Below are 17,332 nucleotides of genomic sequence, written 5' to 3' on the forward strand. Positions count from 1 at the left end.
TTCTCTCCGTATTCACCCCAACGCGGGCCGGACCCATCTCAGGGACTGCGGTGCTGCCCTTGCCTCCGTGAAGCGCTGGCCCCGCCCGTCAGCACCCGCCCCGGTCGCGCCCCACCGCGTACAAGTGGCTGTCCCGGAACTGCTCGGCCCCCAGCGTCCGCCCCACCATGATGACCGCCGTCCTGATCACCCCCGCCGCCTTCACCTGCTCCGCGATCGAGTCCAGAGGGCCGCGCAGGATGATCTCGTCCGGGCGGGACGCCATCGCGACCACCGCCGTCGGGCAGTCCGCCCCGTAGTGCGGGGTCAGCTCCTCCACCACCCGGTCCACGTAGCGGGCCGCCAGGTGGAGGACGATCAGGGCGCCGCTGCGGCCCAGGGTGGCCAGGTCCTCGCCCTCCGGCATCGCCGTGGCCCGTTGCGCGATGCGGGTCAGGATCACCGTCTGGCCGACCGTCGGCACCGTTAGCTCGCGCTTCAGGGCCGCGGCCGCCGCCGCGAACGCGGGGACGCCGGGGACGACCTCGTACGGGATGCCCGCCTCGTCCAGGCGCTTCATCTGCTCGTTCACCGCGCTGAACACCGACGGGTCGCCTGAGTGCAGCCGCGCCACATCGTGGCCGTCCGCGTGGGCCCGTACGAGCTCCGCGGTGATCTGCTCGATGTCCAGGTTCGCCGTGTCGATCAGGCGGGCGTCAGGCGGGCATTCCGCCAGCAGCTCCACCGGGACCAGGCTGCCCGCGTACAGGCAGACCGGGCTGGCGGCGAGCAGGCGCGCGCCGCGCACCGTGATCAGGTCGGCCGCGCCCGGGCCCGCGCCGATGAAGTACACCGTCATGTTCGATCTCCTGAGACTGAGGGTTTGCGTACGGACCACTGCGTCACCGGCATCGCCTGGCGCCAGCCCGTGAATCCGCCCACCGGGACCGCGTGCGCGACCGCGAGGCGGGTCAGCTCGCCGCCGTACGCTCTGTACCGCTCGGCCAGCAGCGCCTCCGACTCCAGCGTCACCGTGTTCGCCACCAGCCGGCCCCCGGGCCGCAGCGCCTCCCAGCACGCGTCCAGCAGGCCCGGTGCCGTCAGGCCGCCGCCGATGAACACCGCGTCCGGCACGTCCAGTCCGGACAGTTCGGAGAGTTCGGAGAGTTCGGGCAGGGATGCGGGGGCCGGGCCCGTAATGACCCGCAGGCCCGGGACTCCCAGGCGGTCCGCGTTCCTCGCGATCCGCTCCGCCCTCGCCGGGTCCCTCTCCACGCTCACCGCCCGGCAGGTCGGGTGCGTGCGCATCCACTCGATCGCGATCGAGCCGGAGCCTCCTCCCACGTCCCACAGCAGCTCGCCGGGCGCGGGTGCCAGCGCCCCGAGCGTCGCGGCCCTGATGTGGCGCTTGGTGAGCTGGCCGTCGTGTTCGTACGCCTCGTCCGGCAGGCCCGGTACGGCCCCGAGGCGTAGCGCGTCCCGCGACGCCCGGCAGTCGATCGCGATGACGTTCAGGCGGTCCCCGGGCGCGTGCGTCCACGTCTCCGCGACGCCCTCCACGTACGCCTCCGCCTCGCTGCCCAGCTGCTCCAGGACGCGCATCCGGCTCGGGCCGAAGCCGTGGGCCGTGAGCAGGGCCGCCACCGTCGCGGGCGTCGAGGCGTCCGCGCTCAGGGCCAGCAGCCTGCGGCCCTCGTGGAGGGATACGGCCAGGCGGGACGCCGGGCGGCCCACCAGCGTCACGACCTCCGTGTCCTCCAGGGGCCAGCCGAGGCGCGCGCAGGCGTACGAGACCGAGGACGGGTGCGGGAGTACCCGGAGCGCCTCCGGGCCCAGCTCCTCCGCCAGCGCGCGCCCGATCCCGTAGAACATCGGGTCCCCGCTCGCCAGCACCGCGATCCGGCGCTCCCGGTGCTCGGCCAGCAGCCGGGGTACGGCGGGGCGCAGCGGCGACGGCCACGCCACCCGTACGCCCGCGCACTCCGGCGGCAGCAGGTCCAGCTGGCGCGCCCCGCCGATCACCACCTCCGCCTCCCGCAGCGTCTCCCGCGCCCCGCCGGACAGCCCGGACCAGCCGTCCGCGCCGATCCCCACTACGGAGACGGGAGGCGGGGGCAGGGCTGGAGAGGGGGACACGGGCCGGGAACCTCGTCGTTCGGAAGGGGAGGAAAGCAGTGGCAGCGAGAGGGGGCGAGTGGGAGCGAGTGGAAGCGAGACGCAGCCGAACTTTACTGAACGTGCCGTTCCGACCCCTCCAGCGGGTGAATCCCGAAAAGAATCCGCGCGTCGTGTCGAGAACCCCGCCCCGGCCCCGACGTCCCCTGTGTAAGCGGAGAAGAAGAGAACGAAGAGCGAGCTTCCAGGAGGCGACGGTCATGAAGTATCTGGTGATGGTCCAGGGCAGCCAGGCGGACTACGACGCGCAGGCCGGCAAGGGGTCGGCGGACAGTCCGGCCTGGGACGAGAAGGCCATGCAGGAGATGTTCGCCCACATGGGCAGCATCAACGACGACCTCGCCGAGTCGGGTGAGCTGGTGACCGCGTACGGGCTCACGGAGCCCGCGCAGGGGCGGGCCGTCAGCCTCGACGCCGAGGGGCGGCCGGTGGTGTCGGACGGGCCGTACAGCGAGACCAAGGAGCTGCTCGCCGGGTTCTGGATCCTCGAATGCGAGAGCCTGGAGCGGGTGACCGAGATCGCCGCCCGCGTGGCACGCTGTCCGCAGCCGGCCGGGGCGCCCGAGTACCCGGTGCTCATCCGCACCGTCGGCGGCGGGATCGACTAGCTCGACCGGGAGCAGACCTCGACCAGGAGCGACCACTGAGGGTGGACCGTACGAGCGACGACGACGCGGACCGTGCGACCCACGACGACACGGACCGTACGACCGACGACGACATCGAGGATCTGCTGCGCCGCCACGCGCCGCAGGTCCTCGGCGCGCTCGTCCGCCGTTACGGGCACTTCGACCCGGCCGAGGACGCCGTCCAGGAGGCCCTGATCGCGGCCGCCGCGCAGTGGCCGGAGGACGGCGTTCCGGAGAATCCGCGCGGCTGGCTGATCCGGGTCGCCTCCCGCCGCCTCACCGACCGGTTGCGCAGCGACGAAGCCCGTCGGCGGCGCGAGGAGACCGTGGCCGCCCTCACCCCGGCGGACGCGTTCGTCGCCCCGCCGCCCGGGGAAGGCCCCACCGGCCAGGGCGGGCGGGCGCCCTCCGAGGACGACACCCTCACCCTCCTCTTTCTCTGCTGCCACCCCGCCCTCACCCCCGCCGCCCAGATCGCCCTCACCCTCCGCGCGGTCGGCGGGCTCACCACGGCGGAGATCGCCCGCGCCCACCTCGTGGAGGAGGCGACGATGGCGCAGCGGATCAGCCGGGCGAAGCGGGCGGTGCGCGGGGCGGAGTTCCGGCGGCCGGAGCCGGAGGACCGCGACCGGCGGCTCGCGGCCGTCCTCCAGGTCCTCTACCTGATCTTCAACGAGGGGTACACCGCCACCGCGGGCCCCGACCTCCACCGCACCGACCTGGCGCGCGAAGCGATCCGGCTCACCCGTTCCGTACGCCGGCTCCTCCCCCACGAGGGGCGCGTGACCGGGCTGCTGGCGCTCATGGTCCTCACCGAGGCGCGCACTCCGGCGCGCACCGGGCCCGACGGCGAGCTGGTCCCCCTCGACGAACAGGACCGGGCCCTCTGGGACCGTACGGCCATCGCCGAAGGCACCGCGCTGGCCGAGGAGGCGCTGACCCAGGGGCCGGCCGGGGACTACCAGCTCCAGGCCGCCATCGCCGCCCTGCACGACGAGGCCGGGCGCGCCGAGGACACCGACTGGCCGCAGATCCTCGCCCTGTACGAGCTCCTCGTGCACCGCACCCCCGACCCCGCCGCCGCTCTGGGCCGCGCGGTCGCGGTGGCCATGGTGCACGGGCCCCGCGCCGGGCTGGTGGAGGTGGACGCGCTGGCGGGGGCGTCGGGCGGCCACTACCGGCTCGATGCCGTACGCGCCCATCTCCTGGAGCGGGCCGGGGACCACGACGCCGCCCGTACCGCCTATCTCGCCGCCGCCGACGGCACCCTCAGCGAACCCGAGGCCCGCTATCTGCGGGCGCGGGCGGACCGGCTCGCCCTGTAGCGCCCGTACCCGAACACGTACGGCGACGTCACGACCACCTCGCGTACCTCCTCCAGCGCCAGGGCCATCGGCGCGACTGGCGTCACTGGAGTCGCCGTCGCCGCCCGCCCTCGGGATCATCGAAGGTATGACCAAGAGCGACAGCGGCAAGGACCTCACCCTGCGGATCGCCCAGCAGCCGGCGGCGGACGAGCTCCTCGCCCGCAGCCCCCTGGCCGCCCTCGTCGGCATGCTGCTGGACCAACAGGTGCCGATGGAGTGGGCGTTCACGGGCCCGTACACGCTGGCGGAGCGGATGGGCTCGGACGACCTGGACGCGGCGGAGATCGCCGCGTACGACCCCGAGGCCTTCACCGCCCTCTTCACCACCAAACCGGCCCTCCACCGCTACCCCGGCTCCATGGCCCGGCGGGTGCAGCAGCTGTGCCAGTACCTGGTGACGGAGTACGGGGGCGACGCGAGCGCGGTGTGGCGGGACGCGGGCACCGGGGAGGAGCTGCTGCGTCGGCTGAACGACCTGCCGGGTTTCGGCACCCAGAAGGCGCAGATCTTCCTGGCGCTGCTCGGCAAGCAGTTCGGCGTATGTCCCACGGGGTGGCGGGCGGCGGCGGGGGCGTACGGGGAGGACGGCTCACGCCGGTCGGTCGCCGACATCACCGGACCCGAGTCGCTGGCGGAAGTGCGCGCGTACAAGCAGGAGGCCAAGGCAGCGGTTAAGGCGGCCAAGGCGGCCAAGGCAACGAAGGCAACGAAGGCAACAAAGACAGCCAAGGCGGCGAAAACGGCCAAAGGCTCGCCCAAGGCCAAGGGCTGACCGGAATGCACAGCTCAGCACGCAGCCGGACAGAACACCCGGCGGAAACGATCAAAATCGGCCACTGGTGTTCCCAGGGGCCACCCCACTCGCTAGCTTTCGCAACAGCTTTCGCAGCACGTTCGTTCGCACTTCCAGGCGCACCTCCGTCACGTCTCGACCGGAAGGACTCTTGTGCACGCAACACGTCGCAGAGCCATGGCAGTTGTGGCCGCCACCGCTCTGGCCACGCCGCTCCTCCTGGGCGCAGCCCCGAACCACGGGCCTTCGCACGGGTCAGGCCACTCGAAGGGCGCCTCGAAGGAGGCGGTCAAGCTGTCCCGGGAGCTGGTGAAGAACGCGTCCGCACGGGACGCCTACCGCCACCTCCAGCAGTTCCAGGCGATAGCCGACTCGGCCGGCGGTCACCGCGCGGCGGGATCGCTCGGCCACGACGCCTCGGCGGCGTACGTCTACCGGCAGCTCCAGCGCTCCGGGTACCAGGTCTCGTACCAGACCTTCCGTTTCCCCTACACGGAGACGCTGGCCGAAAAGCTCGCCGTGGTGTCGCCGACGCCCCGCGATGTGACGATCAAGGCGATGACGTACACCCCGTCGACCAGGGTCGGCGGCCTCACGGCGGGACTCGTTAACGTCCCCGTCGACGACACCTCGGGCTGTGAGGCGTCCGACTACGCCTCCGCGAACTTCACCGGCAAGATCGCGCTCATCAAGCGCGGCGGCTGCCCCTTCGCCGACAAGCAGGCGGCGGCAGCGGAGGCCGGCGCGGCCGGCGCGGTCATCTACAACAACACCGAGGGCCTCCTCTCCGGCACGCTCGGCGACGCCGCGGCGGGCCGCATCCCGACCGGCGGCATCAGCCAGGCGGAAGGCGAACAGCTCGCCGCCGACCTGGCCGCCGGCGAGGTCACCGTCTCCTTCGAGGTCCGCCAGCTCCAGGAGGAGCGCACCACCCGCAACGTCATCGCGGAGACGCGCGGCGGCAAGGCGGCGAACACCGTGGTGCTCGGCGCCCACCTCGACTCCGTCACCGAGGGCCCCGGCATCAACGACAACGGCTCGGGCTCGGCCGGACTCCTCGAAGTGGCCCAGGAGCTGGCCAAGTCGAAGAGCAAGCCCGCCAACAAGGTCCGCTTCGCCTGGTGGTCGGCCGAGGAGAACGGCCTGCTCGGCTCGGAGGCGTACGTCGCCGGGCTCTCCGAGAAGCAGCGCCAGCAGATCAAGCTCTACCTGAACTTCGACATGATCGCCTCGCCCAACGGCGTCCAGTTCGTCTACGACGGCGACGACTCCGACGGCGTCGGCGCGGGCCCCGGCCCGGAGGGCTCGGCCCAGCTGGAGCGGGACATCAACAAGTTCCTGGACAGCAAGGGCAAGAAGCACGAGGGCACGGACTTCACCGGCCGCTCGGACTACGGCCCGTTCATCGAGGTGGGCATCCCCTCCGGCGGTACGTTCACGGGCGCCGAGGGCATCAAGACGGCGGCCCAGGCACGGACCTACGGCGGCCAGGCGGACGTCGCGTACGACCCGTGCTACCACGCGGCCTGCGACGACCTGAGCAACATCAGCATGCGCCACTTCGACGTCAACATCGACGTGATCGCCAACGCGGTGGGCACGTACGCCCACGACCTGCGCTCGCTGACCCGCCCGGTCGAGCCGGTCCCGAGCACCGGCACGCCGGGCAGCGGCGGCGGCCTGCACGACGGCCACGGCCACGAGGTCACGGAGTAGGCCCACGTCACGGAGTAGGACACAACATGGCCCCGCAGGAGCAGTCTCCTGCGGGGCCACCGTGGTCCGGGACCGGACCTCAGTCGGTGAGAGCGTCCTTGACCTTCTCCTTGGCCTGGCGGATGTCGCCCTTGGCCTGATCCGCCCGGCCCTCGGCCGTCAGGCGCTCGTTGCCCACGGCCCGCCCGGCCGCTTCCTTGACCTTGCCCTTGGCCTGCTCGGTCTTGGCCTGGGCCTTCTCATCGGCAGCCATGTCACTCACACCCTGATCGCTCGGCAATGTCTCTCCCCCCGCCTGACCCGCTCCGTCCGGTTCAAACACACCGGAGCCCGTCACGCCACGGAACCCGTGATCGGTGGACATCGCTTCAACAGGCCACAGAAACAGGTCACAGACCGGTGACGTCCCGCGCCCTCTTCAAGACGGAGCCGAGCTTGTCCACAGCCGCACCCTGCCGCTTCGCGCGCGCCGCGACGTCCGCCGGCACCAGCCGCTCGGCGGTCCGCACGGCATGGGCGTCCGGGTCTCCGTAAGCGGTCTGCGGGCTCTCTCCCGTATCCGCGCAGTGCGTCGTGACTTCCTTGACCGCCTGGAGCACCACGGCCCGGTCCACCCCCGGCTGCATGGCCAGCCGCACCTGGAAGCGGGCCATCCACTTCTCGCGGGCCTTCTCCTCCGCCGCCTCCGCCGTCCGGTCCTTCCTTGCCACGCGCCCTCCCTGGATGGTCGACACAGCCGTACTACGTCAGGAGGTCAGACGCCGGAGCAAGGGAAAAGGTTCACGGGCAGGAAGCCGATGCCGGGGGACACCACCCCGCCCGCGGCCAGCGCACTCGTACGGGCGAACCCCTGTCCCGGTATCCAGCGCTATGCGGCGCTCTACAACGTTTCGCAGGCCACCGCAGTGGGGTTCCCTGGCTGCGCCCGGCGCCCCTTGCCCGGTAGGCTTTCCGTGTGATCTTCAAGCGCATCGGAAATGGGAAGCCATACCCCGACCACGGCCGGGAAAGCACCCGACAGTGGGCGGATGTCGCGCCGCGTCCGGTTCGCCTGGACCAGCTCGTGACCACCAAGGGCCAGCTGGACCTGGAGACCCTCCTCGCCGAGGACTCCACGTTCTACGGCGACCTCTTCGCCCACGTCGTGAAGTGGCAGGGCGACCTGTACCTCGAGGACGGGCTGCACCGGGCGGTCCGCGCCGCGCTCCAGCAGCGCCAGGTGCTGCACGCACGCGTCCTCGACCTGGGCTGACGCCGCCCCTCGCTCTCCGCGCGTCCGTTCGTACCACCCTCATAACAGCCACCCGGCGGCCGCACGCGAATTCGGGCCTTTCGGGTGCTTTCGCGCTCATCCGGGTGCCATACGTTGATCATTTAGTACGCAGCATCACCGGGCCGCACTACGCTGCGTCCATGAGCATGCTCACTCCCCCCGGCATGGGCGGAAAGTACCGCATCACGGGCGACACCTACCCCCGCATGCGCCGCCCCCGGCACCGCCGCAGGATCGTCCTCGCGGGCGTCTCGGCCGTGGTGGCCCTCGGCCTCGCCGGCTGGGGAACACTGCAGCTCATCGACGTCTTCACCGGCGGCGACAAGAGCGCGAGCGCCGCCGGCCACCAGCGAAACTGCCCCACGCCGAAGCCCGCGGCCCCGGCGAAGGCGCTCCCGAAGCCGGCCGCCATCAAGGTCAACGTCTACAACGCGACGACCACCAGCGGGCTGGCCAAGGCCGCCGCGGACGAGCTGAAGAAGCGCGGGTTCACCGTCGGCGAGGTGGGCAACGCCCCGGAGGCGTACGACAAGAAGGTGCCCGGCCCCGGTGTGCTGCTCGGCTCCCCGACCACGGCGGCCGGCGGCAGCTTCACCGTGCTGGGTACGCAACTGCCGGGCACGGTGCAGAAGACCGACAAGCGCAAGACGGCGGAGGTCGACCTGATCCTCGGCGCGAAGTTCAAGGCGTTCAGCACCCCGGCGGAGGCCACGGCCGCCATGACGGCCCTCACGAAGCCGTCCCCGGCACCGTCGGCGTCCTGCGCGCCGACTCCGAAGACGAAGAGCGGCTGAACAACGCACGCAGACACGCGCAGACGCACCGGTGCCCCTTCCGCAACGTACGCGGAAGGGGCACCGTGCTGTTCTGCCGTCGGGCCGTACGGCTGGCTACTCCGCGGTCCCGTACATCCGGTCACCCGCATCGCCGAGGCCCGGCACGATGTAGCCGTGCTCGTTGAGCCGCTCGTCGACGGAGGCGGTGACGACGGTGACGGGGGTGCCCGCCAGCTCGCGCTCCATCACCTCGACGCCCTCGGGCGCCGCGAGGAGGACGACGGCGGTGACGTCGTCGGCGCCGCGCTTGATCAGCTCGCGGATGGCCGCGACGAGCGTGCCGCCGGTCGCCAGCATCGGGTCGAGGACGTAGACCTGGCGGCCGGAGAGGTCCTCGGGCATCCGGGTCGCGTACGTCTCCGCCTGGAGCGTCTCCTCGTTGCGGATCATGCCGAGGAAGCCCACTTCGGCGGTGGGCAGCAGCCGCACCATGCCGTCCAGCATGCCGAGGCCGGCGCGCAGGATCGGGACGACGAGCGGCCGGGGGTGCGAGAGCTTGACGCCCGTCGTGGGCGTCACCGGGGTCTCGATGTCGACCTGCTCGGTCCGCACATCCCGGGTGGCCTCGTAGGCGAGAAGGGTGACCAGCTCGTCGGCGAGACGCCGGAAGGTCGGGGAGTCGGTGCGCTTGTCGCGCAGCGTGGTCAGTTTGTGCGCCACCAGCGGGTGGTCGACGACGTGGATCCGCATGCGTCAACAGTAACCGCGCCTTCCGGCACCCTGCGCTGGCATCAACCACCTGTTCGGGGGGAAGGTGGGGGCATACGGACCCAGCGTTGGGGTGATGTGTCGATGGCGGACGGGGAACAGCCGCGGAACGCGGGCTCACACGGAGTGAGCGACGCGCGCGAGCCGCAGGGCGCGACGGGTGACGTCACGGACGCGCAGGAGAGTGACGCGGCTCGGCGCCGGCGCCGCGCGCAGTTCCTCCGTGAGCTCCACGAGGCCAAGCAGCTACGGGACCGGGTGCAGCCGCGGCGGGCCCGTGCGGCCCGTATGCGGCAACAGATGCGGATGCGTACGTTCCGCTGGTGATGCCGGTGAGGCCCTCCCGTACCACCGGCGCACTCCCCCGCCGATCGGGTCACCGACCGGCCTCGTCAGGGAGACACCCGACCAGGCACTCCTGGAACTGATGGCCGACGCAACGGCCGAAGAGGTCTCGCTCGGCGCTTGTTTCTGCCACGATGCCGATTGGGCGGGGCTCAGAGCAGACGGACTTTCCCGTCTGCCCTCCCGTCGGACCGATTCACCTATGACCAGTGGGAGAGTCACGGTGTACTTCGCCGCACTGCTCGCGCGCACCGAAGACGGGTGGGAAGCGAGCGATACAGAGCTCGACGATGTGGAGACCCTGTCCGACCTGACGGATCTGGCCCAGGAGGCCTCGGTGGACGAGGACACGGTCCTGGTCTACATCGAGCAGGAGGACGCCTGGTTCGGCATCCTCCGGGTGGACGGTGAGGAGGACCCCCGTATCTACGTCTCGGACGCGTCCGCCGCCGCCCGCTCCTCGTACGGGGAGATCCTGCTCACCGACGAACTGCTCGGCCGCGAACCAGGGGCCGAGGACGAGATCGCCGCGCTGGAGGAGCTCGTCGACCTCGACGGCACGGAGGACGGCGAACCGGACGGTTCCGCTGCCTCATCCGCAACGACCACCGACCGGACCACCACCCGCGACGCGGATACGGACTCCGATCCCGATCCCGATTCCCACTCCGACCCCGACTCCGTGCCGGCGGGCCCGATCGGCGAGCTGGGCATCCTCGCCGACTTCGGGGTCTCGGAGAAGGACCTGCTGACGCTGCGAACGGACGCGCTGACGGAGATCGCCGACGCGCTGGGAGCATCCGAGGTCCTGGAGGCGGTCCGCTAGGGGCTGTCCGGCGGCCTGAGCGCCGGACGCTCTCCCGCCTCCTCCCCTTCCCGTCCGTTAGGGTCCGCGGGTGACCGCAAGCCCGCCGAACCCGTCCCCCACCCCCCGGCCCACCCCGGATCCCGTACGCGTACCTGTGCCCGGCCCCGACCCCGTACGCGATCCGTGGCAGGCCCCGATGCGCCGTGCCCTGGCCGAGGCCGAGCGGGCGGCGTCGGCCGGCGACGTTCCGGTCGGTGCCGTCGTGCTCGGCCCCGACGGCACCGAGCTGGCCGCCGCCCACAACGAGCGCGAGGCCACCGGCGACCCGACCGCGCACGCCGAGATCCTCGCCCTGCGCCGGGCGGCCGAGGCGGTCGGCGAGTGGCGCCTGACCGGCTGCACGCTGGTGGTCACCCTGGAGCCCTGCACGATGTGCGCGGGCGCCCTGGTCCAGTCCCGGGTGGCCCGGGTCGTCTACGGGGCCCGCGACGAGAAGGCGGGCGCGGCCGGCTCCCTCTGGGACGTCATCCGCGACCGCCGCCTGAACCACCGCCCGGAGGTCATCGCGGGCGTGCTGGAGACCGACTGCGCGACCCAGCTGACGACGTTCTTCCGCACACTCTGACCAGCCACGGCCCCGCCTCCGAGAACCGATTTCTGTGCACGCCCCGGGATGGTCTAAGCTCTCTCTCGGTAGCGTGTCCGAGCGGCCGAAGGAGCTCGCCTCGAAAGCGAGTGTGGCGTAACCCGTCACCGTGGGTTCAAATCCCACCGCTACCGCTTGAAGAAGGGGCGTCCGACTGACATCAGTCGGACGCCCCTTCTGGCGTCCGTCTCAGTTTCCGTCTCAGTTGATCAGCTGGCGGCCCCCGCAGGACTCCGCCGCCATCATCTGATGTCACCGATGCTCCGTATTTGGCGATCCGCCCTCCTGTACCCATGAGACCGCCATAGGCTGCCATCTGGGTGGCCGCACGCCACGCCATCAAGTTCCCCAGATCGCGTCCATGCCCGGCTCACGGGCTTCGATCTGAAGGAGATACATGGAAGGCAAGAAGTGCGCACCTCCCCCCTCCGAGCCGTCTCGGAAGACAGAGACGCCCAAGGAGGAGAAGAAGGGCCTGAACTGGGCTGCGGGCTCATTCGTGCTCACCGCGTGGCGCACACTGCGCGACGCGTTGAACGCAGGTGAGTAACCGAGGCCTCAGCTCAGGCCCATCCAAGGTGACTGCGTAAGCAGTCCGCCTGCTGCAAGGCAGGCTGAACGCGTCAGGCCCGACGCGTTCGGAGGCCGCACGCCGAACGGCGCTGCGGCCTCCGTCTTTGGAGGACGGCGTTAAGCGAGGGTGAGCTAACGGCATGGTGGCGGACGCGATGCCCGTTGGCGGTGTCCTTCGTTCGGGGTCTCCCTGGTTGCTCTCCAGAGAATTGCTAAGCCCTTGCGTTAGTAAGCGACACAGGGCTTTCACGGTCAGAGTAGCGGTCTCACCTCCCTTGCGAGGGAGGAAGGACCCACAAAGTTGCTATGAGATATGCGTTCGCGGGACCGCCGTTTGAGCCGTAGTGCCGCTGTGACCAGCGTGAACGGAGCCGCGTAAGTCGACTTACGCGGCTCCGTTCACGCGCGGGCTCGTCATGCCAGCCCCGGCGCCCAGCGAGGATCCCGTTATTTACTGTCGCCGCTGGCCTACGTGAGTGGACTAGTCCAGCAGACCTCCCGCGTTCTCCACAGCACGGTCTCAGATGAGTCCGTCGACCTGTCGCGCCACGTCCGTGCGCACGGTGTCGACCATGTGCTGGTACCGCGCCGCCATAGCGGTGGTGGACCACCCCATAAGCCCCATGACAGCGCGCTCAGAGACACCGAGGATCAGCAGCACGGTTGCGGCGGTGTGGCGGGCATCGTGCAAGCGGCCGTCCCTGACTCCGGCGGTGGCCAGTAGCTCCTTCCAGTCGTCGTAGTCGGTGCGCGTCGAGGTCCCGCGTCCATCAGGCGTGGCGAACAACCACCCCTCATCCGCTCACCTGTCGCCTGCCTTCAGACGCTCGGCTTCCTGGTTCATCTGGTGAGACACCAGCAGATCCAAGAGCTGTGGCGGCAGACCGACCACCCGACGCCCGGCGCGCGACTTCGTGTCGGCGGTCTCCGGGTTGGTGCGCTTGCGCTGAGGGGGCGTCCGACTGAGACCAGTCGGACACCCCTTCTGTCGTTTCGTCTGGCGTCTCCGCAGCCATGGCAGTGGGCAACCAGCCATGGGCCCCAGGACTGCCTGCTCCAGGGCTCCGGAGATTAGCGGGGCCACTGCGGCTGTTACGCCCTGGCGGGCCGGATGACCGCCGACGGGTCCCGTAGCCATACCTGCTGTCCCCGGTCGGTCACGGTGAGCCCGAACTGTTCGGCGTCGGGCCGCCCGACGGTCTCGTACTCCCACCAGACCTGCTCGATCTCCTCCCACAGGAACCCGGGCCCGTACTGCCACACCTCCTCCCCCGTGGCAGCCGTAGCAGCGCCCCCGTCCTCGTGGGTCGCCCACACCTGGACGCCGTCCGGGGTGTCCTGGTGGATGAGCCGTACACCGGGCAGCCGCGCCCCCGCATACAGGGCGAACCCGAGATCGAGGACCAGAGCGGGGTCCAGACCGGCGGCCCGGGCCCGCCCTCTGCCCCGCACCTCGTGGAGGTCGGGGGCACGGTGGGACCGCATCGGCATGTACGTCGCCCCGCCGCAGAACGGGCCGGTCGCGGTGCCGTCACCCTGGACATGGAGCTGGACCAGCGCCCCGGACCAGAACTCCCGGGCCAGCGGGGCCACAAGAACTCCGCCGGGCCGCACCTGCCGCAGCAACGCGTACGGAACGTGGCGGAGGGCGCAGGTCGCGATCAGCCGGTCGACCGGGCCGAGGCCGGGCCAGGGCTGCTCACCGTCCCCGACCCGCAGATACGGCCGGTACCCAGCCTCCGCCAGCGCGTCAGCAGCCTGCCGGGCCACCACAGCATCCACTTCGATGCTGTGGACGAGGTCGTCGCCGAGCCGCTCGCAGAGCAGCGCGGCCACATATCCCGTGCCGGTCCCTACCTCCAGCACCCGCTGCCCATCCTCCACAGCGAGGAGCCCGAGCATCCGGGCCACCATCGACGGCATCGAGTTCGACGACGTCGCCACACCCGGCCCGCCCCCGGCCCCGTCATCGAGCTGCGTGACAACGGGTTCGTCACTGTTGACCAAGGCGAGCCACTGCTCCGTCCCGACGACGGGCTCACACCGGTCGGCCAACTGCCGCCACACCTGCGCCGGAACGAACCGACTACGCGGCACAGCCTCGAACACCCGCCGCCACCGGCCATCCACCAACCCCCGATCAGCAAGACCCTGAACCAGCGCCGGGTAAGTAGGGGTGGGATGCGCGGTACTCACGGCTGCGGGACGAACTTAGGACGGCTGCCATCCGGAGACGGCTTCGGCTCCGAAGGCGGCGTCCACGGCTTGTCCGAAGGCGGCCCACCATGCTTACCGTCATCGACCAGTGCGGTGCTGCTCATCATGCATCTCCTTCATGGAGTGGAGTGGTTCGGCTGCACCGGGCGGCGCAGCCGGTAGATCCCGTACGGCGGGAAGAGGTCGACCCGGCGCGGACAACCGCCCTCAGCACACCCCCGGCAGAGCAGATCCCGACCGTCTACGGTGCGCCGAACAGCCGTGACCGACGCGCGCCAGCACGCCTCGCAGATACGGACACCCGTCGGCGACAACCTCACGCTCATCCGGTCTCCTGGAGGGCGGTGGCGGTCACGTGACACGAACAGCCACAGTCCGGCTGCCGGCAGACCGCGTGGGCGGCGGCCAGGCCCGAGACCGAGGCACCACGGCAGACCACGCTGTACGGACCGTCCGCCCCGGCCGTCAGCCAGCCCCAGGAGGCGTCCGCCTCTTCGGCCAGATCGGCCCCGGTGATCGGCTCACCACGCCAGAGCAACGTCACGCCATGCTCCGGGCAGTAGGCCCCGGTGTCGTCCTGGAACGGGAAGTCGTGGGCGTCGCCCTCCGCGTAACACCTCACCTGCGGGCCTCCCGCCAGACCCGGCCGAGCTTGACGGCCGTCGGACACGAGACCCCGGTAAGACAGACCGGGCAGTGCTGGGTGTGCCCGAGCCAGGTCTTGTAGGCGGTGTCGCCTGGGCAAGTGATCTTCACGAGGCTCCCTCGGAACAGGTGAGGCATGCGCAAGCGGGGTACTCCGGCGCGTACTCCGGTCTGTCCAGTGGCGCCACTTCGGCTTCCGGGCGGATCACCCGGGTACCGCCCTCGCGGTTCACCTCATACACCTTGATCGTCATCGTCACGACACATGCCCTTCCACTACGCTCAGTCGCCTGGTCGTCACTGTGACTACGACGGTAGGGAGCGGGAGCCACCGCTTGAACTGACCGCGAGTACGAGTGTCCGGCTGCGGTCGACAGGCAAGGGGGACACCATGGACAGCGGCTCACGCACTTCCCTGACCGGCGGTCAGGGAAGGCAGCAGAGGAGCCGTGGCGGCACCGTGTCCGGTTACGTGTTCCGTCTGATTCGCGAGCAGTTGGGCCATACCCAGGATTCCCTCGCGGAGCAGCTGCGACTTTCGCCTGACACCGTCGCCGGCTGGGAGTCGGGACGCCGCCCCCTGATCGCTGTGCCGGTCGGACAGATACTCGTGTACCGCCATCAGCTCTTACGGCTGGGTAGTGCGACGGCCTTGCTCCTGACTCTGGAACGGGCCATGGAGGCCGACGTACTGCTGGGAGCGGCTCTCGACGAGGACGCCCCCGCGCGTGACAGCCCGCTCGGTGCGTGGGTCATGCAGCGCGAGCTGGTCGAGGTGCTGTCCTGGCCGCTCAACGGCGTGACTCCAACACCATTGCGCACGCTGCCCGACCCGCCGCGACCACGCCGGGGCCCCGTACCGCGAGGACCGGAGCTTCCCGCCGCCGACCGCAGGCGCTTCTTTTCCCGCATGCGTCAGGTGGCAGAGCAGGCGCATGGCAGGGACCGCTTTCTGCTACGCCGCCAGGCCCTTTACCTGGCCGGGTACGACGCCGCGTCCGACACTTCCGAGTGGCTGTCCCAACAGCAGCGGGCCGAGCGCCCGGACGGCTGGCTGACCGACTGGCTCAACGCCCGTTCGGTCGCGGCCGTCGCCGCCAGGCAAGGCGATCGGGACCGGATGGAGCACTTCATCACCACGGCCCTCACCGATGACGACGCGGGCGAGGCAGCGAACCTCAACTACTGGGCGTACTGGATAGGAGAGGCACCGCATATCCAGCTGTCCGACGACTTCATCGCCGAAGCGAACCCAGGCCCTTGGCCGGGCGACAAGCTGATGCGTCACCTCGTGCGGGGCTTGACTCCGGACCACGGATTCTTCGATCTGAACGTCCACACTCTGTGGGCGCTGGTCGCCGCCCGCCCGAACCTGCTGCGGCCCGGAACGGTGATCGGGAACGAGCTACGCGCATCGCTGCCCGTGATGTTGGATGGTCGGGAGCTGTCGGTGCGATCGCGCCGGGAGTTGGAGGGCATCCGGTACGCGATTCGCCTCGCCGAGGCGTGAGAGGAGGACGTCGTGGCTGACGACCTGTCCGCGGTGGGCCGCTTCCTGTACGAGGCGGGCACGCTCAAGCAGACGCGGCGCACGGGTTGGTGGATGGCCGGGGTCCGTGACCCGGAGAGTGTTGCCGAGCATTCGTGGCGTACGGCACTGATCGCCACGATCATCGCGAAGCTGGAAGGCGCCGACCCCGCCCAGGCCGCCTACCTCGCCGTGTGGCACGACACGCAGGAGAGCCGGACCGGGGACGTGAACCACCTCGGGAAGAAGTACGCGCCCGCCGGTGACCCCCAGGAAGTCACCGCCGACCAGACGGCGGGCATGCCCGAGCTTCTGGCCTCGGCGGTCCGCGAACTGGTCGCGGAGTACGAGGCGAAGGAGACGCCCGAGGCAATCTGCGCCCGCGACGCGGACAAGCTGGAGTGCCTCCTCCAGGGCATCGAGTACAAGGCACAGGGCTACGAGAACGCCCAGCGATGGATCGACAACAGCCGCAGCCGCCTCACCACCGGGACGGCAAAGCGACTGGCCGACGAGCTCTTGGCCCAAGGGTCTCTCGACTGGCTGCGCACAGCTCTCGGAGAGGGCAAGAAGTAGCCCTGGCTCAGAGGGCGGGAGACGAACAGCTCCATCGCTCGTGGTGCGCTCCGCCCGCGCTGGGTCGCAGATCAGGGATGTGCCCGGGCGGCATGGCGATACGGATGGCGGTCCGAAGCTCGGGGACCAAGCCCCGGGCTTCGAGCGTCGGGACCGGTCGGTTCACTCTTGCGAGGGTACGGAGTTGGGGTCCGGCCCGAAGCTCGGGCCCCGGGACACGGGCGTCGGGATGCGAGCTTCGAGGTTCGAGCGCCTTCTTTAACTGGCAGGTAGGTAGAGGGGTTTGGGAAAACCTCCCCTACCTCCCTGACCCGTAACGGCGAGCAAGTATGACTAATCGTGACAGCTTGCGGCGGAGCGTCACGAGTGCTTACGGTTCGAGAACTAAGCGACCCCGACGCGGTGTTTGGCGCACCAGGCCGGGGTCTGACCGCAAGATCGAAACCCTAGAAAGACGATCCCGTGGCTACACAGCACACTAGCTCCGCCCTGCACGCCCCCGCACTTCCCTCGACGTA

At 70.4% G+C, this 17,332-nt stretch carries 18 protein-coding genes, 1 tRNA gene and 1 pseudogene; 12 read left to right on the plus strand and 8 right to left on the minus strand.

Going from position 1 to position 17,332, the window contains the following annotated elements; genetic code table 11:
* Positions 1-88: 88 nt before the first annotated feature.
* Both cobM and cbiE read right to left on the minus strand, forming a co-directional pair.
* Positions 89-838, minus strand: coding sequence for a precorrin-4 C(11)-methyltransferase (gene cobM / locus R2B67_RS17130; RefSeq protein ID WP_317819293.1), 750 nt, complete (start codon positions 836-838; stop codon positions 89-91).
* Positions 835-2,115, minus strand: a complete 1,281-nt coding sequence (gene cbiE / locus R2B67_RS17135; protein ID WP_317819294.1) for a precorrin-6y C5,15-methyltransferase (decarboxylating) subunit CbiE — start codon at positions 2,113-2,115, stop codon at positions 835-837. Before cbiE ends, cobM begins: the two co-directional genes overlap by 4 nt.
* Before the next feature lie 239 nt (positions 2,116-2,354).
* Between cbiE and R2B67_RS17140 the strand changes: the two genes are divergently transcribed.
* The 4 genes from R2B67_RS17140 to R2B67_RS17155 all read left to right on the plus strand — a co-directional run bounded on the left by R2B67_RS17140 (position 2,355) and on the right by R2B67_RS17155 (position 6,659).
* Positions 2,355-2,762, plus strand: coding sequence for a YciI family protein (locus R2B67_RS17140; RefSeq protein WP_018513613.1), 408 nt, complete (start codon positions 2,355-2,357; stop codon positions 2,760-2,762).
* A 113-nt stretch (positions 2,763-2,875) separates the two neighbouring features.
* On the plus strand, positions 2,876-4,108 hold the full coding sequence (locus R2B67_RS17145; RefSeq protein ID WP_317824886.1) for an RNA polymerase sigma factor: 1,233 nt from the start codon (positions 2,876-2,878) through the stop codon (positions 4,106-4,108).
* A 127-nt stretch (positions 4,109-4,235) separates the two neighbouring features.
* Positions 4,236-4,922, plus strand: a complete 687-nt coding sequence (locus R2B67_RS17150; RefSeq protein WP_317819295.1) for an HhH-GPD-type base excision DNA repair protein — start codon at positions 4,236-4,238, stop codon at positions 4,920-4,922.
* 198 nt (positions 4,923-5,120) lie between these two features.
* Positions 5,121-6,659 (plus strand): M28 family metallopeptidase, encoded by a 1,539-nt coding sequence (locus tag R2B67_RS17155; RefSeq protein WP_317819296.1) that lies wholly within the window; start codon positions 5,121-5,123, stop codon positions 6,657-6,659.
* Positions 6,660-6,738: 79 nt separating this feature from the next.
* Here the strand turns inward: R2B67_RS17155 and R2B67_RS17160 are convergent, their stop codons facing one another.
* A complete protein-coding gene (locus R2B67_RS17160) occupies positions 6,739-6,912 on the minus strand; it encodes a CsbD family protein (protein WP_076967709.1) in 174 nt (57 codons plus the stop codon).
* Between the two features lie 136 nt (positions 6,913-7,048).
* Entirely contained in the window at positions 7,049-7,369 is a 321-nt protein-coding gene (locus R2B67_RS17165) for a hypothetical protein (protein ID WP_317819297.1), read from the minus strand.
* Between the two features lie 245 nt (positions 7,370-7,614).
* Between R2B67_RS17165 and R2B67_RS17170 the strand changes: the two genes are divergently transcribed.
* Positions 7,615-7,911 carry a type II toxin-antitoxin system VapB family antitoxin gene (locus tag R2B67_RS17170; protein WP_003967677.1) on the plus strand — a complete coding sequence of 99 codons (297 nt, stop codon included), beginning with the start codon at positions 7,615-7,617 and terminating at the stop codon, positions 7,909-7,911.
* Positions 7,912-8,096: 185 nt separating this feature from the next.
* Positions 8,097-8,726 (plus strand): LytR C-terminal domain-containing protein, encoded by a 630-nt coding sequence (locus R2B67_RS17175; RefSeq protein WP_317824887.1) that lies wholly within the window; start codon positions 8,097-8,099, stop codon positions 8,724-8,726.
* Between the two features lie 96 nt (positions 8,727-8,822).
* Here the strand turns inward: R2B67_RS17175 and upp are convergent, their stop codons facing one another.
* Positions 8,823-9,458, minus strand: coding sequence for a uracil phosphoribosyltransferase (gene upp / locus R2B67_RS17180; protein WP_018513622.1), 636 nt, complete (start codon positions 9,456-9,458; stop codon positions 8,823-8,825).
* Positions 9,459-9,560: 102 nt separating this feature from the next.
* Between upp and R2B67_RS17185 the strand changes: the two genes are divergently transcribed.
* From R2B67_RS17185 to R2B67_RS17200, 4 genes are all read left to right on the plus strand, one after another.
* Positions 9,561-9,803 carry a hypothetical protein gene (locus tag R2B67_RS17185; RefSeq protein ID WP_317819301.1) on the plus strand — a complete coding sequence of 81 codons (243 nt, stop codon included), beginning with the start codon at positions 9,561-9,563 and terminating at the stop codon, positions 9,801-9,803.
* Between the two features lie 241 nt (positions 9,804-10,044).
* Positions 10,045-10,647, plus strand: a complete 603-nt coding sequence (locus R2B67_RS17190; protein ID WP_317824888.1) for a tRNA adenosine deaminase-associated protein — start codon at positions 10,045-10,047, stop codon at positions 10,645-10,647.
* A 178-nt stretch (positions 10,648-10,825) separates the two neighbouring features.
* Positions 10,826-11,254 carry a tRNA adenosine(34) deaminase TadA gene (gene tadA, locus R2B67_RS17195; RefSeq protein ID WP_317824889.1) on the plus strand — a complete coding sequence of 143 codons (429 nt, stop codon included), beginning with the start codon at positions 10,826-10,828 and terminating at the stop codon, positions 11,252-11,254.
* 67 nt (positions 11,255-11,321) lie between these two features.
* Positions 11,322-11,409: transfer RNA gene (locus tag R2B67_RS17200), tRNA-Ser, on the plus strand.
* 959 nt (positions 11,410-12,368) lie between these two features.
* On the opposite strand, the pseudogene R2B67_RS17205 reads toward R2B67_RS17200, so the two are convergent.
* The 3 genes and pseudogenes from R2B67_RS17205 to R2B67_RS17220 all read right to left on the minus strand — a co-directional run.
* Positions 12,369-12,800, minus strand: a pseudogene (locus tag R2B67_RS17205) (tyrosine-type recombinase/integrase); the annotation flags it as partial.
* A 140-nt stretch (positions 12,801-12,940) separates the two neighbouring features.
* Positions 12,941-14,044: a methyltransferase domain-containing protein gene (locus R2B67_RS17210; RefSeq protein ID WP_317819303.1), complete on the minus strand. Its 1,104-nt coding sequence runs from the start codon at positions 14,042-14,044 to the stop codon at positions 12,941-12,943.
* A gap of 343 nt (positions 14,045-14,387) precedes the next feature.
* The gene (locus R2B67_RS17220; protein ID WP_317819311.1) at positions 14,388-14,687 is read right to left on the minus strand and encodes a hypothetical protein; all 300 of its coding nucleotides are present in this window, start codon (positions 14,685-14,687) and stop codon (positions 14,388-14,390) included.
* Between the two features lie 414 nt (positions 14,688-15,101).
* On the opposite strand from R2B67_RS17220, the gene R2B67_RS17225 reads away from it, so the two are divergent.
* Both R2B67_RS17225 and R2B67_RS17230 read left to right on the plus strand, forming a co-directional pair.
* On the plus strand, positions 15,102-16,220 hold the full coding sequence (locus tag R2B67_RS17225) for a helix-turn-helix domain-containing protein (RefSeq protein WP_317819316.1): 1,119 nt from the start codon (positions 15,102-15,104) through the stop codon (positions 16,218-16,220).
* 12 nt (positions 16,221-16,232) lie between these two features.
* The gene (locus R2B67_RS17230) at positions 16,233-16,814 is read left to right on the plus strand and encodes an HD domain-containing protein (protein ID WP_317819320.1); all 582 of its coding nucleotides are present in this window, start codon (positions 16,233-16,235) and stop codon (positions 16,812-16,814) included.
* Positions 16,815-17,332: the final 518 nt, after the last annotated feature.

The sequence above is a fragment of the Streptomyces cyaneofuscatus genome (assembly GCF_033109485.1).
Classification (GTDB): Bacteria; Actinomycetota; Actinomycetes; order Streptomycetales; family Streptomycetaceae; genus Streptomyces; species Streptomyces cyaneofuscatus.